At 40.3% G+C, this 18,895-nt stretch carries 17 protein-coding genes; 1 reads left to right on the top strand and 16 read right to left on the bottom strand.

Annotated elements, in window-relative coordinates; genetic code table 11:
* The 13 genes from V2H77_RS03460 to V2H77_RS03520 all read right to left on the bottom strand — a co-directional run.
* Positions 1 to 322 (bottom strand): hypothetical protein (locus V2H77_RS03460; protein WP_341497690.1); only part of this gene is annotated, 322 nt, incomplete at its 3' end.
* Between the two features lie 1,041 nt (positions 323 to 1,363).
* On the bottom strand, positions 1,364 to 1,969 hold the full coding sequence (locus V2H77_RS03465) for an FMN-binding negative transcriptional regulator (RefSeq protein WP_341497691.1): 606 nt from the start codon (positions 1,967 to 1,969) through the stop codon (positions 1,364 to 1,366).
* 164 nt (positions 1,970 to 2,133) lie between these two features.
* On the bottom strand, positions 2,134 to 3,444 hold the full coding sequence (locus V2H77_RS03470) for a SidA/IucD/PvdA family monooxygenase (protein ID WP_341497692.1): 1,311 nt from the start codon (positions 3,442 to 3,444) through the stop codon (positions 2,134 to 2,136).
* 24 nt (positions 3,445 to 3,468) lie between these two features.
* A complete protein-coding gene (locus tag V2H77_RS03475) occupies positions 3,469 to 4,890 on the bottom strand; it encodes a diaminobutyrate--2-oxoglutarate transaminase family protein (protein ID WP_341497693.1) in 1,422 nt (473 codons plus the stop codon).
* A complete protein-coding gene (locus V2H77_RS03480) occupies positions 4,850 to 5,890 on the bottom strand; it encodes an aromatic ring-hydroxylating dioxygenase subunit alpha (RefSeq protein ID WP_341497694.1) in 1,041 nt (346 codons plus the stop codon). Before V2H77_RS03480 ends, V2H77_RS03475 begins: the two co-directional genes overlap by 41 nt.
* Positions 5,891 to 6,048: 158 nt before the next feature.
* Entirely contained in the window at positions 6,049 to 7,575 is a 1,527-nt protein-coding gene (locus V2H77_RS03485; RefSeq protein ID WP_341497695.1) for a 4-hydroxyphenylacetate 3-hydroxylase family protein, read from the bottom strand.
* 156 nt (positions 7,576 to 7,731) lie between these two features.
* Positions 7,732 to 8,478, bottom strand: a complete 747-nt coding sequence (locus tag V2H77_RS03490; RefSeq protein WP_265377478.1) for a sulfite exporter TauE/SafE family protein — start codon at positions 8,476 to 8,478, stop codon at positions 7,732 to 7,734.
* A gap of 42 nt (positions 8,479 to 8,520) precedes the next feature.
* On the bottom strand, positions 8,521 to 9,480 hold the full coding sequence (zapE, locus tag V2H77_RS03495; protein ID WP_445935454.1) for a cell division protein ZapE: 960 nt from the start codon (positions 9,478 to 9,480) through the stop codon (positions 8,521 to 8,523).
* 599 nt (positions 9,481 to 10,079) lie between these two features.
* Positions 10,080 to 10,535 (bottom strand): hypothetical protein, encoded by a 456-nt coding sequence (locus V2H77_RS03500; RefSeq protein ID WP_265377476.1) that lies wholly within the window; start codon positions 10,533 to 10,535, stop codon positions 10,080 to 10,082.
* A gap of 452 nt (positions 10,536 to 10,987) precedes the next feature.
* Positions 10,988 to 12,271: an efflux RND transporter periplasmic adaptor subunit gene (locus V2H77_RS03505; protein WP_341497697.1), complete on the bottom strand. Its 1,284-nt coding sequence runs from the start codon at positions 12,269 to 12,271 to the stop codon at positions 10,988 to 10,990.
* Positions 12,255 to 13,733 carry a TolC family protein gene (locus V2H77_RS03510; protein WP_341497698.1) on the bottom strand — a complete coding sequence of 493 codons (1,479 nt, stop codon included), beginning with the start codon at positions 13,731 to 13,733 and terminating at the stop codon, positions 12,255 to 12,257. Before V2H77_RS03510 ends, V2H77_RS03505 begins: the two co-directional genes overlap by 17 nt.
* Entirely contained in the window at positions 13,726 to 14,931 is a 1,206-nt protein-coding gene (locus tag V2H77_RS03515; protein ID WP_445935455.1) for an ABC transporter permease, read from the bottom strand. Before V2H77_RS03515 ends, V2H77_RS03510 begins: the two co-directional genes overlap by 8 nt.
* Before the next feature lies 1 nt (position 14,932).
* Positions 14,933 to 15,676, bottom strand: a complete 744-nt coding sequence (locus tag V2H77_RS03520) for an ABC transporter ATP-binding protein (protein WP_265377473.1) — start codon at positions 15,674 to 15,676, stop codon at positions 14,933 to 14,935.
* Positions 15,677 to 15,992: 316 nt separating this feature from the next.
* Between V2H77_RS03520 and V2H77_RS03525 the strand changes: the two genes are divergently transcribed.
* The gene (locus tag V2H77_RS03525; RefSeq protein WP_341497700.1) at positions 15,993 to 16,409 is read left to right on the top strand and encodes a flagellar protein FlhE; all 417 of its coding nucleotides are present in this window, start codon (positions 15,993 to 15,995) and stop codon (positions 16,407 to 16,409) included.
* A 274-nt stretch (positions 16,410 to 16,683) separates the two neighbouring features.
* Here V2H77_RS03525 and V2H77_RS03530 read toward each other — a convergent pair whose 3' ends face one another.
* The 3 genes from V2H77_RS03530 to V2H77_RS03540 form a co-directional block, all read right to left on the bottom strand.
* The gene (locus tag V2H77_RS03530) at positions 16,684 to 17,199 is read right to left on the bottom strand and encodes a GNAT family N-acetyltransferase (protein WP_341497701.1); all 516 of its coding nucleotides are present in this window, start codon (positions 17,197 to 17,199) and stop codon (positions 16,684 to 16,686) included.
* On the bottom strand, positions 17,183 to 17,476 hold the full coding sequence (locus V2H77_RS03535) for a type II toxin-antitoxin system TacA family antitoxin (protein ID WP_118986169.1): 294 nt from the start codon (positions 17,474 to 17,476) through the stop codon (positions 17,183 to 17,185). The genes V2H77_RS03530 and V2H77_RS03535 overlap by 17 nt, the downstream gene beginning before the upstream one ends.
* A 176-nt stretch (positions 17,477 to 17,652) precedes the next feature.
* A complete protein-coding gene (locus V2H77_RS03540) occupies positions 17,653 to 18,582 on the bottom strand; it encodes a sialate O-acetylesterase (protein WP_341497702.1) in 930 nt (309 codons plus the stop codon).
* Positions 18,583 to 18,895 lie beyond the last annotated feature (313 nt).

An 18,895-nucleotide genomic window follows, 5' to 3' on the forward strand; every position in this document is an offset into this window, starting at 1 on the left:
TGCCACCGCCACCTCCTTTATCCTCCTTAACTAATACACCGTTGATATATCCATGTTTATTATATTCATATCCGGTAGTTCTAATAGTGACTTTCTTTGAATTAAGGTGTGCGAGAATCAAAGCTATTAAACTACCACTCCCTTGATAACCACCAGCAGAGTTATCCAAAAGAAAATCCCGTGAAGCACCTTTGTCATCAACAATGATTACATGAACATTGTCTCTGGCTATTTCTGGAGCAATTTGAATCGAGGATACAGTTACATCAGAAATCGTCACATTAGGGGCAACTATATTATTAGAATTTTTTTGATCAATCATAATATATTATTCCTTATAAGATTAAATTCACATCAAATTATAAATATAGAAATTTATATTACACCAAAAAACTCAACTAATTTATTGACATCCATATTCAACCACCATAATCCATAAACTTATAAAAAATAAAAACACCTTCCAACTTTAAAAGTAGTGTAGAACCAATAATGCGTCAATGAAAGACCAAAGAAAATAAAAACCAAAAAAGATAAGCATTCAATATTAATTTATAATAACAAATTAAATTACGGTATACTTTTTTATTTTTAACCTGGCGCTACATCATTCATATATTATATCATCTACATTAAGCATATAATAGATAAGAAATCCTGCTAATAGTAGCGGCTAGTAATTATATAATCAACAGAAAATTCAAGATAAAAAACATAACGGACAGATAATTAAAAATTCAAATAATCATAACAACAGTGCGAGATTATCCTATGCATATATTTAACTGAATATCAGTTCATTACAAACAATAGATAACGAGGGAACTCTGTTTCGTACTAAAATCCGATCAGACATTAAAAATCACGATAGCCAATTGAATAACAGCCAATACATCAGTAAAAATAATAAAAGACAAGATGAGCCAGATATCTTTAATAAAATAATCTGGCTCATTACTGACTACTTCATAGTAAACTCAACTGACCATGCGTAGGCCGCAAAACTAGTAGAAGTGATAGCTACATGACAAACAGCTCCCCTACTCGGCATTGCTCCCTTATTCAACTTTAGAACTTTAGTATGTATTCACAAAAGTGGTCATAAATTCACTGGCATTACACCCTATCTTATAATGATAGCGCTTTTTGCAAAGCACTACCGCTTAAATATATTGTATAGGCATGATAATACTCATTGTTATTAATATACCCGTCATCTTTCAAGTTGCCTCTTTGTTGGCTGCACTCACTCACCCCAGCCACATAGTTATCTATGCTCCTGGGGATTCGCTCCATTGCCGTCTTGATGCATCTTGAAATCCATTAGGTATATATTATTTATTCTTTTTTCATAAAAATAATTCTAACCATCAATTAAACTTTTAATTAATGAATCAAACTCCGATGGATTATTATCTAGCAGCCACTGCATAGCCGACTCATGATCAACGAATGGTTTATCCTGAGATAATTTAAAACGACCTTCAATGTATTTCGGTACAACTTTCAGCCCAAAAATTCCAGGTAAATTCTTAACTATACGAAGATCTTCATTATTTGGTCGGAAAGAATCTTTGCTAGTAGCCAAACGTTCACTCGTTTCTAGCAAAATATTTAAATTCGTTGAAGATTCTACGATGACATCAATACTGGCATCCATATGTACTGCCGTATAATTCCACGTAGGCAACTGCCTATTGCTATAAGCTTCAGGAGGAATATAACTGGATGGCCCCATGAATACAATATGAGCTTCAAATGAAACGAGATCATTAACCATAGGATTACGACGATCTGTATGCCCGAATAACATCTTATCAACACATTGGAATAAAGGAATATGGCTGGTAATGAAACCATTGCTCATGTAACGCGTTACTAGTGCCAGAGGATATGCATCAATAAATCTCCCTAATAACTCTACATTTTTGCAAATGAATTCATGATAATGGAACGGAAAGGTTTTCATAATATTGATTATCCTTTGGATTATTTTATAAATTTCAAATTCTATTTAAATACTATTTTCACTCTTAATGTCTGATAATAATAATACAATCCACTTTAAGGCTATATATTTTACTCTCAATAGACAGTTCAACCATTTCTAGCACAAAATGTTAGGCATATTTCTTATACCCATCTGGTTAGAGATAAATGTTGGCTTAACGAATCGACAATTGTTTTAGAACGCAATGCAAGCAAGCTAAATGAACCAGCATCACCCATACCATGAGTCGATTCACACAATCCATTTAAATAAATAGGGGTAAAATCTCCCTTTGTCAAATATCGCACCCTGTAATCTCTTCCTATAGACAATATATCTCTCTTATTGGTCAGTAATTTCTTAATAGGTAATAATAATTTAGGACAAAGCTCCTGGCGTTCTCCGATGCCCAAATCAAGGAATCCAGTAGCAAGCACAACTAAATCAAAACACTCTTCAAATTCATTGCTATTAATAAAGTTTCGACTTTTTAGCAGTATACCGTTTGAAATACTCCGGCAATCAACTATTTCATTGAAAGTTAATATCTGCATTGAATTTTGATGCGATAGTTTATTTTCATACTGTTTAATATACAGTTGATTCAAAACATCAATATCTGCCGACGAATAATTCGTATGTACCAATTCTCGACGAAGGCGAGCTTTATTCTCCGGCGTAGCTTCATAGAATGTATCGACAAACTCAGGGAAATAAACCTCATCAGAGAAAGGACTCGTATCTTTCTGCCGAAATCCAAAATTCCGGGTGATTCCAACGAGTCTTTTGATATCATTTTGGGTACTCGCATGTAATAGAATTTCTACTGCGCTTTGACTGCCGCCAATAACCGCAACGCTTAAAGAATTACTGTATTTCCTGGCCTGATCTAATGAAGGCAAATAATGGTTAAGATGAACAACACGCGCATCTTTCAATTGATTAAAAGGTTCAGGTATGAAAGGAGTACGGCCAGGAGCAAGGACAATACTTCTCGCTCTATAGATATCTCCTTTAACGGTATTGACACGATAATGATCTATATATTCATTTTGACTATCCAGAACAGGCAAAATCTCTGTCGCCTCACAATCGTAATCAACCTGATCATTGAAAAAACTCGCCACCCAACTTATATATTGTGCATATTCTAAACGCAAAGGATAATGCAATGGCAAATTGAAGTGTTGATATAATCGCCCAGTTTCATAAAGAAAATTGGTGAACGAATAATGACTTTTGGGATTTCTTGGCGTAACCAAATCACGCAACGGATGATTTTGGATATCAGATCCTGGCAACATCATTCCTGGCTGCCAACATGCTCTTTTCTGACGTTCAATAAACCGGACTGAAAAATGCGGGGCTAATTCCTCTAAAGCAATAGACAAAGCAATATTAGCAGGCCCAAATCCTATACCCAAGATATCATAAATTGATGAAGAGTTTTTCATAATCTCTCCTTAAATTATTTTGCTTCACGATGGCTGATAATTATAGTTTGAGCAAGCAATAGAAAATGCGCTTCTTAAACGTTCTACAATATTGTTTACGTCTTGAGGAGTAATGATCAAAGGAGGTAACATCCTCAAAACAGCACTTTGCCGTCCTCCACTCTCGATAATTAAACCTGCATCAAAACAACACTTTTTTACTATTTGAGCTAATTTTCCATTAGCTAGAGGATGCCCAAGCGCATCTGGAGGAGAATCTAAATCAATCAATTCTAAACCCAACATGAGCCCCCGACCACGAACATCACCAATAGCAGGATAATCATCTTGTAATTCAAGCAATCTATTTTTTAGGAGATTACCTGTATAGTTAATCTGATCGAGAAGATTTTCTCGCTGGATGAAATCTAAGGTAGCAGCGCCACTGACTAAAGCAATCTGATTACCCCGAAATGTACCGGCATGTGCGCCCGGCAACCACTGATCATATATGTCTCGATAGAGAAGCACTGCAAGCGGATATCCTCCCCCTATCGCTTTAGAAAGAACAATCGCATCAGGCGTGATATCAGCAAATTCATAAGCAAACATATCACCCGTGCGCCCAATTCCTGTCTGTACTTCGTCAATAACCAGCGGAACATCATGTCGCGCCGTTATTTCCCGAACCTGATGTAACCAATTAGCACTCACCGGAATACAGCCGCCTTCACCCTGAATAACCTCAACCAGCACCATTGCGGGTTTGGTTATGCCACTTTCTGGATCACTAAGGAGATTTTCCAGGCTTACAAGACTCAAGCGCTCCGTTTCGCTGACACTGGTAGTTGCACCAAAGGGGCTACGAAAAGTATATGGATAAGGTAGAAACTGAATTTCAGCAGAGAGCCCTGTCACAAATCTCTTTGGTGTCAAATTACCCATCAAAGAAAGCGCACCATGAGTCATACCGTGGTAAGCCCCCTGAAATACAATAATAGAACGCCTCCCGGTGGCTGTTTTAAATAATTTTAACGCTGCTTCTATCGCATCAGCTCCCGTTGGACCACAAAATTGTATTTTTGCCTGACGAGCAAAGCTTTGAGGCAATATTTGATAAAGCTGTTCAACAAAGTTAATCTTTGCAGGGGTCGCTATATCCAAAGCCTGCTGTAATTGACCAGATTCCAAAAACTCAATAATTTTTTGCTTTACAAAAGGATGATTATGTCCAAGTGGTAAAGCGCCGGCACAAGCTAAACAGTCAATATATTCTTTATTTTCACTGTCATATACATAAGACAATTTCCCTTTACTTAATACCCTGTCTATATTTCGCGAATAAGTACGCGCATTAGATTCGCGATCGACAAGTCGATATAATCTAAAATCATTATTCATTTTAATACCTTTTTTAAATAGAAAATTAAAAATGAGATTCTTTTGTTTCTGAGAGAATGACTTCACGTGCTTTAAGCCCTAATATTTTTAACCATCGTCGGTATTCCAATCCCATTCGATCACTACTGAGATGCATTTCTTGCCGTGGGTCAAGCGGCAATCTTACTGGTCGTTGAGATTCAACAATAATTCTGTCTTGTTCAAATACGGTATCTTGTCTGGAAAGTATCTGCTCCAATGTGAGGTCATGACCAAAATTAATTGCAACAATCAACCATATAATACATTCATCTTCATCAACCGGGGTCGCATTGAAGAAAGTACAAAAACGCTCAATATCCCCTGTCTTTTTCTCAAAATAAGCAGTAGTAGGATTGAGTACTGAGTAGCAATAATGTGCAGTAACCGGTATTCCCCGATGGTCACCATAAGGTTGAAATACGCTAATTTCAGAAGAGTGGAGCCCACGATCATCTTGATTAACAGTATATTTCTTTATCTCCTCTGGAGCATCAGGCAAACCGTTAAGATTGGCATGAACAAAAGGAAAATGCGAGGCATCTATAAAGTTTTCCAATGACCTTAACGCATTAGCTTTATAATAATAAGGACCTGCAACCACTTTCCTGAAATTGGACTTATCCCATTCAGGGAAGAAAGGAATAGGACGCAATGGTTCTAACAGGCTCACCCATATAAAGCCATATTTTTCTTCTGCATAGTGACGGAAAATCAATCTTTTTGACGAAGGTGGAATATTATTCGGATGTGCAGGTGTAAAAGTACAATTCCCTTTCGCGTCATATCGCCATCCATGATATGGGCACTCAATATTCCCATTTTTAATACAACCTAATGATAGTTTAGCGCCCCGATGTCCACAATAATCTTTCCATGCATGTATTTTATTCTCACTATCTCGCCAAAGCACCAATTCTTCACCTAATAAACGAATCGCTTTTGGTCGATTATTTTTAACCTCCTTAGAATCTGCAACAACATGCCATTGATTATTTAAAGCACAATAATCAAGTTCCTCTCTATTCCATTTTCCTGAATACAGCATCGTAACCCTCCATTATTAATATATACCCGTTATCTTTCAAGTTGCCTCTTTGTTGGATTCACTCCCTTTCCGCCGCAATGCATCTTGAAATCCATAGGATATAATAGGACTTTAAATAGTGTAATAATGCTGATAAAAATACGATTTAAATAATATGTCTATAATGTTTTTGTATTATTAGGATCAAAGTGCCAACCGTTATCCACCCAACCATTCAAATCATAGTCAGATAAACATTGACTCACTAAATCATTACATTGATCCATTATTCCAGTAGCTTCACAATGTTTCAGCATATCAAGGCGAATTTGTTCATGATTACCAGCATAATTATGTTCATATAGTTCATGACGCCCGGCGAACTCACTCCCTAATGCATCCCAAAGAAGTTTAATGAGTTTCTGGCGTTCAATAGCGGATTGGTCAGTACCCTGATAATAGCAATCAATCAGTGGTCTAACCGCCGTATTTTCAAGATCCAACCAACTTGAAACTTGCATAATAGGCGAACCTCCTAAGATCGTGTTGAATATAGGTTTTAACTGTGACATGACTTGAGAGCTGAAATATCTCACCGTTGTGGCTGCATCCAATTTAGGTATCACAGAACCATCGTCTCTTTTTTCGGGATTTTGACAAAGGTTTTCTGTTAACAACCATATTAGGTTGCGTATAGCAACAATATCAGCCAAATGGCTCCTGACACCTCTAAATTGATCTGAACCATTGGATTTCAAAACATTAGCAAACAGCCCACATATCAGATCCATTTTAACGGCCAATCTTGTACCTGACTGCAAAGGGTAACGATTAAGAAAACCAGATACCGAATAGAAGTTTCGTGCTCTCTCTATATCTCGATAAATCAATACATTTTCCCACGGAACGAAAACATCATTGAAAATCAAGACGGAATCATTTTCGTCAAAACGACTCGATAAAGGATTATCAAATGGGCTTAATGCCGCCAGTTCATAAGATTTTCTACATATTATTTTTAGATTAGGAGAATTCATTGGGACTATAAGACACAGAGCAAAATCCTCTTCCCTACCCTTCTCATAATGAGTAGCACTGTTTTGTGCAACAAAGGTAGCATTTGAAATTGCCGCACTAGTCGCAACCATTTTTACCCCTTTGACAATGATTCCCGCATCAGTTTCCTTTTCGACATGCAAATAAATATCTCGCATATCTGAAACATTCTTAGCCCTGCCAACAGGGGGATTAACTAATACGTGGTTAAGAAATAGTACTTTTCGAGCACTTTTACGATACCAAGATAGAGCGTTATCACTAAACGAACCATATATTTCAGGAGTCGAACGCAACGTAGCCGTAAACCCGGCTTTATAATCTGGCGTTCTTCCCATAAATCCATAGGTTAATTTTGCCCAATGTGCTATGGCATCTCGTGCTTTTAATAAATCCTTAGCAGACTTGGACGGCATGAAATACCGATGCGTTCGATAGCCATCAGGATCAATATCAGTTAGTATCTCCTGAGAATCTGAATTATGTAACGCATCATAGAGTCTAGATATCGAATAAGCACTATTGCGGAATGCCTGATGCATCGTAACATTACGCACTTTTTTCCCATATATTAATACATCACGCCCATCATCTAAGCTATCGAGATACTCTTCACCGGTCATCATTTCATTTTTATAGACACTTGCCATACTATTTCCTTATATATCCGTTATCTTTCAAGTTGCCTCTTTGTTGGCTGCGCTCACTCACCCCGGTCACATAGTTCTCTATGCTCCCGGAGATTCGCTCCCTTGCCGTCGCGACGCATCTTGAAATCTATAGGGTATAACTCTTGATCTGGAGTATTAATAAAAATATTTAATTATTAACATCACACCAGAAACTAATACTACAATATTAACCAGCTTCAAAAATTGCTCACGCGACATTCTCAACGTAATATACCGACCAAATGTGATACCAACTAACATGCCAGGAGCAAGTACCAATACCAACAAAATCAAATCAGTATCGAAATATACGCCAGCCAAACCAAAAATTATTACTCGAGTTAACGTACTGAGACCAATAAGTGTGGTTTGAGTGATACGCATAGCCTCTTTATTTTCAATCCGTCCGCTTAGATAAATTGCATATAGAAAACCACCGCTACCAAATAATGCACTGAATACTCCACCAATTAATCCGAAAGGGAACGAAGCCGTAGATGAAAAATTCCGATTTGGCTTTAAGCCACTCAAAGAGTAGACAGAATACAGAACAACAAATACACCTAAGGCAAGCAAGAGTATTTCAGGTTTAGTTTTAAGTAATATCGCCGCGCCAATAAGGCTACCGAAAATCATCAATGGAACAAGGCGTTTTAATTCCTTCCAATCGGCTTTACGTCCGTCACGACTAACATTAACGATCGCGGCAAACATATCTAGCAATGCCAGCAAGGGAACAATTTTAGCCACAGGAATATATAACGCTAGTACTGGGCTTGCAATTAAAGCCGTACCAAAACCAGCAATTCCAAATATAATGTAAGCAATCAACAGAGCACCGACTATTACGGCATAATTTGAGTAAGTTAAAGCATCCAACATTTTTTTCTTAACCTATCTTATGAGTAGTTAATTAGATCATATTCACACTATAGAAAAGCCCAAACCATATTGTTTCAATTGACTAAGACGGCTGCGTGTACGCGAAATATCTGCCAGTTCGACACCATCAAACATTTTATCATCCAGTGGGTGACAACCGATCAAAAAGAGCTGACAGCGTTGGTCATAAAGCACATCGACCACATTAATAAAACGTTGTTGAGCGGCGCTAGAAACCTGACCTAATTCAGGAACATCCTCAATAATCCAGCACTGATAACGTTCACTTAAAGTAAGGTAGTCCATTACCGCTGTCGGACTTATGCACAGATCCTGGAAAATCAAATGAATTGTACCATTGGCAGCAGATAACACAGACAACATGCGATAGCCAACTTTTATATTTATAGTAGACATAAGATGTTCTGGCAAAGACAGCTTAATACGTTGCTCTTTATTCCCAGGCCAAACATAAGCACCTTGGCAAAAAGGATCGACATCATTGCCAACCAAACATCGATAATCAATATCTCCCTCCATCGAAACTATCTTCATATTCTTTTCAATAAGCTGAATAGCAGGTAAAAACCGCTCATGATAAAGGGGGTTTGCCAGTAAATCATTAGGAGGATAATTTGAAGTTGTTATTAAGACTATGCCACGCTGAAAGATAAAATTTAAAAGCCGGCTAATAAGCATTGCGTCTCCAATATCATGCAGATGAAATTCATCGAAACACAATAATCGGCAGTTTTGTAGCTGAGTATGTAAAGTTGCTTCCATTGGCTCCTTCTTTCCTGCTTGAAGGTTCATTAATTGATGAAGTTCACGAAAGAAATGGTGGAAATGGACTCTACGTTTATTTTTTATAGGCACAGCCTCGAAAAAAGCATCTAATATAAAACTTTTTCCTCTTCCTACCGGGCCCCAAACATAAATCCCCTTTACATAGGAACGTTTAAACCAAGAGCGACTAAGCATCGTATTAGTTAAACACACCATATTCTCGACGACAGATATTTGATATTTATCAAGCGTGTATTTATACAATTGGGCTTTTTTTGAATGGCTTGTTGTAATTCTATGCCCTTCGCTCGCTTTTCCATATATACCCGTTATCTTTCAAGTTGCCTCTTTGTTGGCTGCACTCACTCACCCCAGTCACATAGTTATCTATGCTCCCGGGGATTCGCTCCCTTGCCGCCGCGAAGCATCTTGATATCTATAGGGTATACAAACCAGCCCCGTAGTGTTCAATTTGTTAAAAATAAAAACTAATAAAATAGCAGTCCATTCTTAGAAGATTCTCCCCTAAAATAAATAAACACCCAAAAAGGGAACTACACAATACCCTAAAGTTGTTTTTATGATTTTTATGATTGCTATCACATATGTATCACATAGGAATAATAATGTCATACCACTATGTTCTTTGACACATTTTTCAATAAATTCACAGGCTTTTGATAATAGTAACAAGTTCTTTTTAAGAATCTGATTATCATCAATTATGCAGCAGGAAAATTAATTAACTGAGAAATAAACCAAGTGAAAAACATGATGAGCCAGATATATCTCATAAAGTATCTGGCTCGCCTCTGCTACTTCATAGTAAATTCAACTGACCATGCGTAGGTCGCAATATTAGTAGAGGTGATAGTTGCATTACAAACAGCGCCGCCACTCGGCGTTGCTCCTTTATTCCATTTTGGAATTTTAACGCCATTAACATATGCGTTCACAAAAGTGGTCATAAATTCGCAAGTTTTAGCCCCTATTTTATATCGCACCATCGCATAGTTTACATCAGGTGAAAGCGGGCTTTGAACCTGATAGATATCGACTCCTCCCGGCCCTACGCTTGGACTAGGTTTAGGTGTTGCATTGACATAGGTACCGGATTCATTATTAGAAATGATGGTGTAAACAGCATCCTCGCTACCAAACGCACCAAGATGTTTAAATGTCACTGTTACAGGCGGGCCTGCATAAGCAATACCTGCGGCAGTTAAGGAAGCAGTTGCAAACAGGGCCAACAACGATTTATGTACTAACATGTTAGATACTCTCCTTTATGTTGTTTCTACCCGTTATCTTTCAAGATGCATCTTGAAAGATAACGGGTATATAGAATGGCTTACTGCGTTTCAATACAACTTTCTTTTCTATAATTTATTTTTACGTACAATATATGCTCAACCTCATAAAGTAGATTTCCACTTTATGTCTCTATAATATAGACCACTTTTTTGCAGAATTTATTTAAATAGCGCACATTAGTAAAGTTTAAGCATTTTTTGAAATGGATGGGGAAGCCCTTCATGTTCACATTTTGATTGACAACTATGGTCGAGATCTTACTTTGCTGTAACGCAAAGGCGGTAACGAAAGATCATCAATTGCAGATTCAAAAATTTAAATATTGTGGCAAATGAACTTCCAATATATAAATTTTCACAATCAGATATTCCACCCAAATTATATTATCTGCTCAATGAGGTTGAATGAATTATTTCTGCACAAGAACTTCAACATAGCCTGCCTCCAACCCGCTCACCTCTACACCTTGAGGAACAGCATGCCCCGGCGTCACCATAATTTGCTGTGTTTGTGCGTTTAATTCACGGCGATAGTTGACGAAAGTTCGTCCATCAGGGCCGGTACGTAATGCCTCGGCGGGCACGGCCAATCCACGTTCATTGCGATACGTGACAATAGCCAGTTTCGCACTCATATTCAGCCGAATGCGCTGCCGCTGTTCAGGAGCAAGAGGATCAATCGCCACTAGCAGATCGTAGGTTACACCCGCTCCTTGCATTTCCTTTGAATTCCCCTGTACGCCAATTGTCTTAATTTTCCCCCGTAGAGATAGCCCGGCAAAACCGTCACCGGTGATCTCAACCGGCATTCCTTCATACACTTGATGAAGGTCGGCCTCTTCAATACGGGCTACCGCCTGGATTTGTTCTAAATTGATTATTCCTAACAGAGGTGTTCCCTGAGTGACACGTGTCCCCTTTTGAATAAATAACCCTTTGTCTGATTCCGGTACCTGGGGGCGAATAACAATGCCATCAAAAGGAGAAATTAATTCACGTTGGGCTTGCTGGGCCTGAAGCGCCTGATAACGCGATTGAGCATTCGCTAATTCCATATCAGCAATCTGGCGATTCTCCCCTGTGCCTTTATCGAGGGCAACACTCAGATCCACCTTAGCAGCGGCAAGATCAAGCTGTTGAACTTTGACCTGCTGCTCCAATGTATCAACCTCCATGCGGGGAACAATGCCACGCTCGAACAAAGCCCGGGTATCGATTAGCTTGCGTTCGGTATCACTCAAACTTAACTGAGCATTCGTTAAAGTTCTACGTACCCTAGCGACATCAGGACTGTTTTCCCATCCCACCAAATCTTGTACGGTTTTCTGGGCTTTCAACAGTTCAGTAAGCGCCTGCCGCAGTTGAATGTCCAACTGTGTCGTATCAAGGCTCAACAGCGGTTGCCCTCGTTTAACACGCTGGCCTTCAGTTACCATCACTTCGGCAATAACACCATCAAATGGCGTTGCAATCGTCAAACTGGTTGCAGCCTGGATGCGGCCAACTAACCCAAGACGATTTTCCTGTAGTTGCGGTTCAACATGCACCCATCGTTGCGACGATGTCTCGGTTGAGGAAGAAAAGAAAAGATAGGTAATGGCGGTACCAGCGATTAGTGCAATAATAAACGCCGTGAACCAAAGAGTTTTACGTCGAAAACGGGCAAACGCCCTGATTTTAGTCGTTAAGTGCAATATCCCAACTCCCTAACGTGGTACCCAATGTTTCGTCCAACTGTGCTTGTGCATTTAAGTAAGTGATCAACGCATTAAGACGGACATTCTCAGCATTACGTAGATCGGTCTCAAAGCTCAATACCTGAAAGTTACTAGAGCGGCCTACCGTCAATTTCTCACGCTCAATCTCCAGCTTACGCAAAGATAGATCCCTGGCACGCTGAGCGATCTCATATTGACGCCAACGTGTACCAATATCGCGCACCGCATTGCCCACATCGCGTTCTAGTGACTGCTTTGCCTCAGCAAGACGGATGTCTTGGTTCTGAACATCAACCCGCGCCCGCACCTCTGCCTGACGCTGGCTCAAATCGCCAATGGGTATCTCCACCTGAACACCAGCGTAATTTTCCCAATTACGCGAACTGTTTGAACCTGTTCTGTCACGTATCTGACTCGCTCCACCAACCAAAGAGACATCCCATAAACGTTCGTTACGGGCAACAGTCAGGTTAATTACAGCCTGCTCCGCAGTAATCAACTGAGTGAGATACGATGGTTGCTGCTCTTGTGCTAAATTCTGCGCCTGAAGCAGGTGAATATCTACACGCTTAGCTTCCAATCTATCAGCAGCTTTTACCTGAGTTTGTAAGTCTAAAGCGAGCAACCGCAGCAATTCTAAACGACTGGTATCCAATTGATTGGCTGCTTCCTCCGCAGATAGTTCCTGCATGGCAACATCAGCCTCCGTCTGGACAATCTCAAAAGCGGCCATTCTGCCTGCGGAGATCATAGCTTTGTTCACTTCCAACAGTTGACGCGAACGTTCAAGAGCATCACGTGCGATTTGTAATTGTTCTTGCGCGCGCAACAATTCACGATAAGCCATAATAATCTGCGTGATAGTCTGGGATACCGTCGCTTTTAGGTTCAAACGATTTGTCTGTTCCATCAATTGCGCGAGACGCACGGGCGCTGTAGCCACATCTTTGCCAGCGCCGCGCAGCAGAGGCTGAATCACTGAAAATGAAACACCATCATTACGGCTACGACCCGCGTTGTCTGCCCATGTCCTCCGATTCGTCCAAGATAAACTGAATCGAGTACCATATTCTCCAAGTAGCGTAGATGTGGGTGTAATCTCGCTTTGGCGATAACGATCGCTTTGATTACGGGCAGCGATATAACGGCTATTAATCAGCAATTTTGGCGTAAAGCGATCCTCAGCAACGCGTAAATCGAATTTCTGCGCAATCCGATCCAAATAAGCACTGCGAATCAAACGATTATTTCGTAACCCTAAATAGATTGCATCACTGAGTGTCAGATCAATAGTTTGCTGATTAAGCGAAATTGTATTGGTTGCCGGCATGGTTGCCTGTGATGGATTCAACGGCTCCGCTAAAGCCTGTTTAGCAGATATCGTTATTATCAGGGCAATGATGATGCCAATAGCATGTTGAAAAACTTGGCTAATCATCACGCAATGCCTCTACAGGTTGTAACCTGGCAGCCGCTAATGCCGGATTGATACCGAAAAACAGGCCGATCGCCAATGAACTGGCGATACCCAGAGGCAGAGAGAATAGGGATAACGTAAATACCCAACCCGAAAATTTTACAAATAGGTACCCCGCCGCTACCCCCAATAATGAACCGACCATTGCACCGGCAATGGCCAGAATGGCGGCCTCCAGCATAAAAAGCATACCAATATCGACGGGCCGAGCACCCAAAGCCATACGAACACCAATTTCACGCCTGCGTTCCGAAACATTCATCAGCATGACATTCATCACGCCCACACCTCCCACCAGCAAAGAAATTCCCCCTAAACCCGCGAGCAAATAGGAAAATGTCTTTGCCTGACGCGTCAATCCATCAAGCAATTGTTTCGGGATCTCAACTTCAACCTGACGACCTTTTGATAGTGAGACAAGGTAGTCACGTAACGACGCGGCGTCACTGTTTAGCGTTGTTGTGTCACGTACTTTGGCAATGACGCTGCCAATTTCTGGCGCAGGCCGCAATCGTCGCATTGCTTCAATGGGCAATATGACGGAATGATCAATCGAGCCGGGGAGTAAAGGGTTTGGCCCCTGAGCAGCGAGAATTCCTATAACTTCAAACAGATATCCCCCAATTTGCAATTGACTACCTATTTGAATAGGTTGATTGGCGACTTTTAATTGTTTGGTAATATCCGCTCCGAGCACGGCATAGGTCGTTTGACGATCATAGTCTGACAGAAAACGCCCCCGCTCAGTCTGTAAATCCAGCACCGCAGCCAGATCAGAGGATGTTCCGGTAATATTCGTATCTATCCCTTGCCCTTGGAAGCGTATACGAGTTGAGTGTAACGTGATGGGCGCAGCATGTGCGATAGTCGGTATTGTATGAATCAGCGCCTGAGTATCCAGTGTAGATGGCGCGGGTTTGACATCGACACCGGGAATAAAACCAAAATGAGCAACTAAGATATTGCTGCCCATACTTTTAAACGTGCTGATAGCTTCATTAACAGCGTTATGGCCGATGTTTAAAAGTGCAATGACAGAAGCACATCCGACGGCGATACCAAGCAAAGCAAGCAAGGAACGCCTTCCTAGCAGACGCAGGCTACCCAGTGATTCACGCAGGGCTTGCACGAAGGAAAAACCGTAGCGATCAGAATTCATATTAAGCATCGAGGCTATCCAGCCGCAGATCGGTTTCGGAGAGCCGACCGCCATTAACATAGAGACAACGCTGCATATTTTTGGCTATTGCGTCATCATGTGTAACCATGACGAGCGTAACGCCTTGTTCACGGTTCAGTGACAGAAGAAGCGCCATGATATCGCGAGCCGTGGCACTATCGAGATTACCTGTCGGTTCATCCGCCAGAATCAGAGAAGGCTTGCCAACCAACGCTCTGGCAATAGCGACACGCTGCCGCTGTCCCCCGGAGAGATCTGCCGGACGATGGTGTATACGATCCGCCAAACCAACCAATTCAAGCTGATATTGCGCTTCCTGCCGGGCCAGAGAACGTGAATATCCACGATATAACAATGGCAACGCCACATTATCCAACGCCTGCATTCTGGGAAGTAAATTGAAACTCTGAAACACGAAACCAATTTCCTGATTTCTTATTCTCGCCCGCTTATTAGGAGTGACACTTGTTATATTAACGTCCCTAAACTGAAAATATCCCGAAGTAGGCTGATCCAGTAAACCAAGAATATTAAGTAGAGTACTTTTACCTGAGCCGGAAGCGCCGACAATTGCACAACTTTGCCCGCGCATGATAGTGAATGATATTTCATCAAGCACTGGGTAATATTTTTCCCCCATACGATAAGATCGACAAATATTTTCCATGTAAATCAGGGCTTCCTGACATGGGGAAGTTGTGATTGTCATGTCTGATTTATTCATCGTTTTTGACATCCATTAAACGTATCACTGACTCCACTTGATTGTTTAACTGGTTTTATATCATGGGAAGATCCTGTTGTAAAAGATTACAGTTTAAGTGAGAAGCAAAAACATCAAACAGCAACAATATATTAGATTTACTTAACATAAATTCAAATTACCCATTGCATTTTAGGGTTAATCCACCCAAATTACTCCTGCCTACTTTGGCATTGCGTGCAGGCTTTTATAAAAATTCAGAAGATACAGGGCGCGAGATCAAAATGTATATCTAAGCTCTCGCAATAGAGAATTATCAGATATTGGGGTAATGGCTATGAAATTAAAAAAAATATTGGGTATTGGTAGTGCTTTATTGTTAACTATGTTCTCACAAACAGCTCCTGCGGCAAGTGGCAGCTATCACTCTTCAGTTGTTCTGCCGACAGTGTATTCCAGAAACTTCACAGAAATAGCTTATCTTCCTATCTCCGGATCGCCACCGGCCTCCGGCAGTATTAACAATGTATCTTGGACCTGGAACGTTGTTGGATGGCCTCAAGGACTATCTGTTTATCTTTGCCAAGGAAATACCAACAATTGCCTGGATATATCACGCACTCGAAGAATGTCAACCGCCGCATTCAATAATAGCAGTCCGACGCAGCAATTTTTTTATGCTCTGAGAGTAGCAAATGGTGGAACAGTACCAGTGGCAGGTCAAACCGGAGAAATTACTGTCAGTTGGCAATAATATTTCAATAACTCTCCAAAGATTGCCGCTAATATTATAGGCGGCAATTCTGATTTGCTTTGAATATTGGTATAGCTTGAGAAATATAAATATACCCGTTATCTTTCAAGTTGCCTCTATGAAATAAATACGAGTTTTAATATTACCAGTGCCACTCTTTCAGATTGATTCAGCATGAAATAAAAGCACTGTTAATGAGTATTAAACTCAGACCAAAAATAAAACTCTTCAATTTCTGTATTTGATAGGAATTTATTATTTTTCAATCGAGTACTCATATTAGGGTGCTCCTGACTTCTATACAAGTTTTGATGGGTAGCCACATTTCAAGGCGTGAATTATCGTTAGGATCGGCTGGCAAAAATCCATATTGCTGATAAAACGGAATGACCTCTGAGGTCATAGGATCAACAAACAGCCCAATCGCTGAAACTTGCTGTGCGACCAACACTGTCCGATAAATGGCATCAATCAATAGCTGTTCACCTATCCTTTGCCTCTTGTATGAACAATCCACAGCAAGTCGGGCCAATTTTACCGCACTAAGTGGATGAGGATATTTTTTGTAATCCCTGTGGGCAAGCGGAGTTGTCACTGAATATCCGGTAAGTGTGTGATATCCGATAATAGTCATGGGCACGGAATCTCGGCAGGCCACATAAGTTTTTGAAATATGCTTTACGGTTTTCTGCCGAGCTTGCTGTTGTAAAAACTGATTTAATTCACTGACACCGCAATCAAACGCCCTACGATCATGCTGCTGAGTGATTTCTTCAATGATTACGGACATTCACCCTATCCTTATAGTACTCAGCGGCTTTAAGTAGTTTAGAGTTTGCTTTTGGCGGATTTTCCAAAGCTGCCAACAAAGCATCAGCCCCCTCCATCGAAAGATGTAAGGTTTCAGTCCGTTCAATTACGTTACGCGCTTTCTCCATTGCTGATTCAATAAGAAACTGTGAAAGTGTTGCGCCGGAGTAATCAGCCGCCCTTTGTATGATCTCTTGAATCTCTGAGGAGGCTCTTGCAACTAAACGGGTCTCTTTGCGTTCTGTATTAGTAGCCATAATTTCACCTACACTTTTAGTCTATATAAACATGGTGCCATTATGGCATACAAAATAGGCGTTTATCAATATGTATGCCAAAAAGGCACACATGAGCACCTAAGAATGTATTATTTTCTGCCTGATAACAGATGACAGCCTAAGCCGCCATCTTGATATCTCTTAGATAATTAATCCTATGGTAGTTCAACCCCTTTATAACCGGATAAAATCAATTCCCATTCCTGTTGGGCAAACCATGTCTGGGTTTTACCATCATAATGAATACTATCAGGCAGAAAGACACCAAACTGAGTCGCCTTTTCGATATAGTCAGGAGAATTCCGCGCATCAATCAATGTTCGGTATTGGGGATCATCAGCGATAACATTATTAATTGCCTCAAGCACATAGCTGGTGTTGATGGGATCAACCACAACCGAAAGCGGATAATACAATCTCCACGGTATACTGCGAGAATCCAAAGCATCATTGATACCCGTAATGATGCGGGTAAAATTCTTCTCTGATGCCTGTGCCGCCAATAAACTTCCGGTTTCTGCTTCCCACTGGTTCCAATGGACAGCCAAAATGCGAGGATTTTTGCCTAGCCTACGCAATGATTCGACAGCCATGCGCAAAGTTCTGATCGCACGGGGATAAAGTGATTCCACATCGCTGGGATCACGCTCAGGCGCCCAACGGTTATCCGGCGAATTATCCAGATACATACCCTGACCACCCCAACCCATCAAAATGACATAAAGATCAGGCAAATTAAGCGCATTACCTTGATTTATATGGTCTTGCCAGAGTTTAGCAAAACGGTTGGCAGCATTAACTGAGTGATCTTGATTGCCATGAAGTGAACCGACAGATGCGCCAATATTGGCATTCCCAAAGCTAGTCAGCCCTGTCCAGTTAATTGTGGGAAAGTCAACGCTGTAAACTTCTGGCAGAGATAATGTGAATACGTTTTTTAAACCTTGTGTCATTTCTTCATCTGGCGGTAATTGTGTTCCATGACCATAACTATTTGATTGTCCAAGTATGATAAATAGCGGCGCATCATTAGGCGCCCACGGAGAATATTTTATTTCATGAGAATAAGATTGTTTATCTATCATCAGTTTTCCTCTTAAGATAATTTAAGTTATTAGGTCTATTCTCTTCACCAAAATATAACTGTTTTTTACAGATAAAAATTATTTATTTAATCAATCATATTTATATCGCGCTAATGTAAAACTGCTTTAAATATTAATTTTTTACTCTAAGAAATATAAACCAAATATCTTTTTCACAGGTAAATTATTTATATTTCACAATGTATTTTTCTTTGAAGAAAATATGCTTAAACATAGCAACTGACCTACCCATCACGAAAAATACACCTATTAGTCTAATCGAGCAAATAAAAATATATACCCGTTATCTTTC

Source organism: Photorhabdus sp. P32 (genome assembly GCF_038085095.1).
GTDB classification, from domain to species: Bacteria; Pseudomonadota; Gammaproteobacteria; order Enterobacterales; family Enterobacteriaceae; genus Photorhabdus; species Photorhabdus luminescens.

Excerpts from the sequence above, each read along its gene's own strand:
- V2H77_RS03485 (WP_341497695.1), bottom strand. The coding sequence starts at position 7,575 with ATGGCAAGTGTCTATAAAAATGAAATGATGACCGGTGAAGAGTATCTC.
- V2H77_RS03465 (WP_341497691.1), bottom strand. The coding sequence starts at position 1,969 with ATGAAAACCTTTCCGTTCCATTATCATGAATTCATTTGCAAAAATGTA.
- V2H77_RS03525 (WP_341497700.1), top strand. The coding sequence starts at position 15,993 with ATGAAATTAAAAAAAATATTGGGTATTGGTAGTGCTTTATTGTTAACT.
- V2H77_RS03520 (WP_265377473.1), bottom strand. The coding sequence starts at position 15,676 with ATGAATAAATCAGACATGACAATCACAACTTCCCCATGTCAGGAAGCC.
- V2H77_RS03535 (WP_118986169.1), bottom strand. The coding sequence starts at position 17,476 with ATGGCTACTAATACAGAACGCAAAGAGACCCGTTTAGTTGCAAGAGCC.
- V2H77_RS03500 (WP_265377476.1), bottom strand. The coding sequence starts at position 10,535 with ATGTTAGTACATAAATCGTTGTTGGCCCTGTTTGCAACTGCTTCCTTA.
- V2H77_RS03515 (WP_445935455.1), bottom strand. The coding sequence starts at position 14,931 with ATGAATTCTGATCGCTACGGTTTTTCCTTCGTGCAAGCCCTGCGTGAA.
- V2H77_RS03530 (WP_341497701.1), bottom strand. The coding sequence starts at position 17,199 with ATGTCCGTAATCATTGAAGAAATCACTCAGCAGCATGATCGTAGGGCG.
- V2H77_RS03540 (WP_341497702.1), bottom strand. The coding sequence starts at position 18,582 with ATGATAGATAAACAATCTTATTCTCATGAAATAAAATATTCTCCGTGG.
- V2H77_RS03490 (WP_265377478.1), bottom strand. The coding sequence starts at position 8,478 with ATGTTGGATGCTTTAACTTACTCAAATTATGCCGTAATAGTCGGTGCT.
- zapE (WP_445935454.1), bottom strand. The coding sequence starts at position 9,480 with ATGGTGTGTTTAACTAATACGATGCTTAGTCGCTCTTGGTTTAAACGT.
- V2H77_RS03510 (WP_341497698.1), bottom strand. The coding sequence starts at position 13,733 with ATGATTAGCCAAGTTTTTCAACATGCTATTGGCATCATCATTGCCCTG.
- V2H77_RS03470 (WP_341497692.1), bottom strand. The coding sequence starts at position 3,444 with ATGAAAAACTCTTCATCAATTTATGATATCTTGGGTATAGGATTTGGG.
- V2H77_RS03480 (WP_341497694.1), bottom strand. The coding sequence starts at position 5,890 with ATGCTGTATTCAGGAAAATGGAATAGAGAGGAACTTGATTATTGTGCT.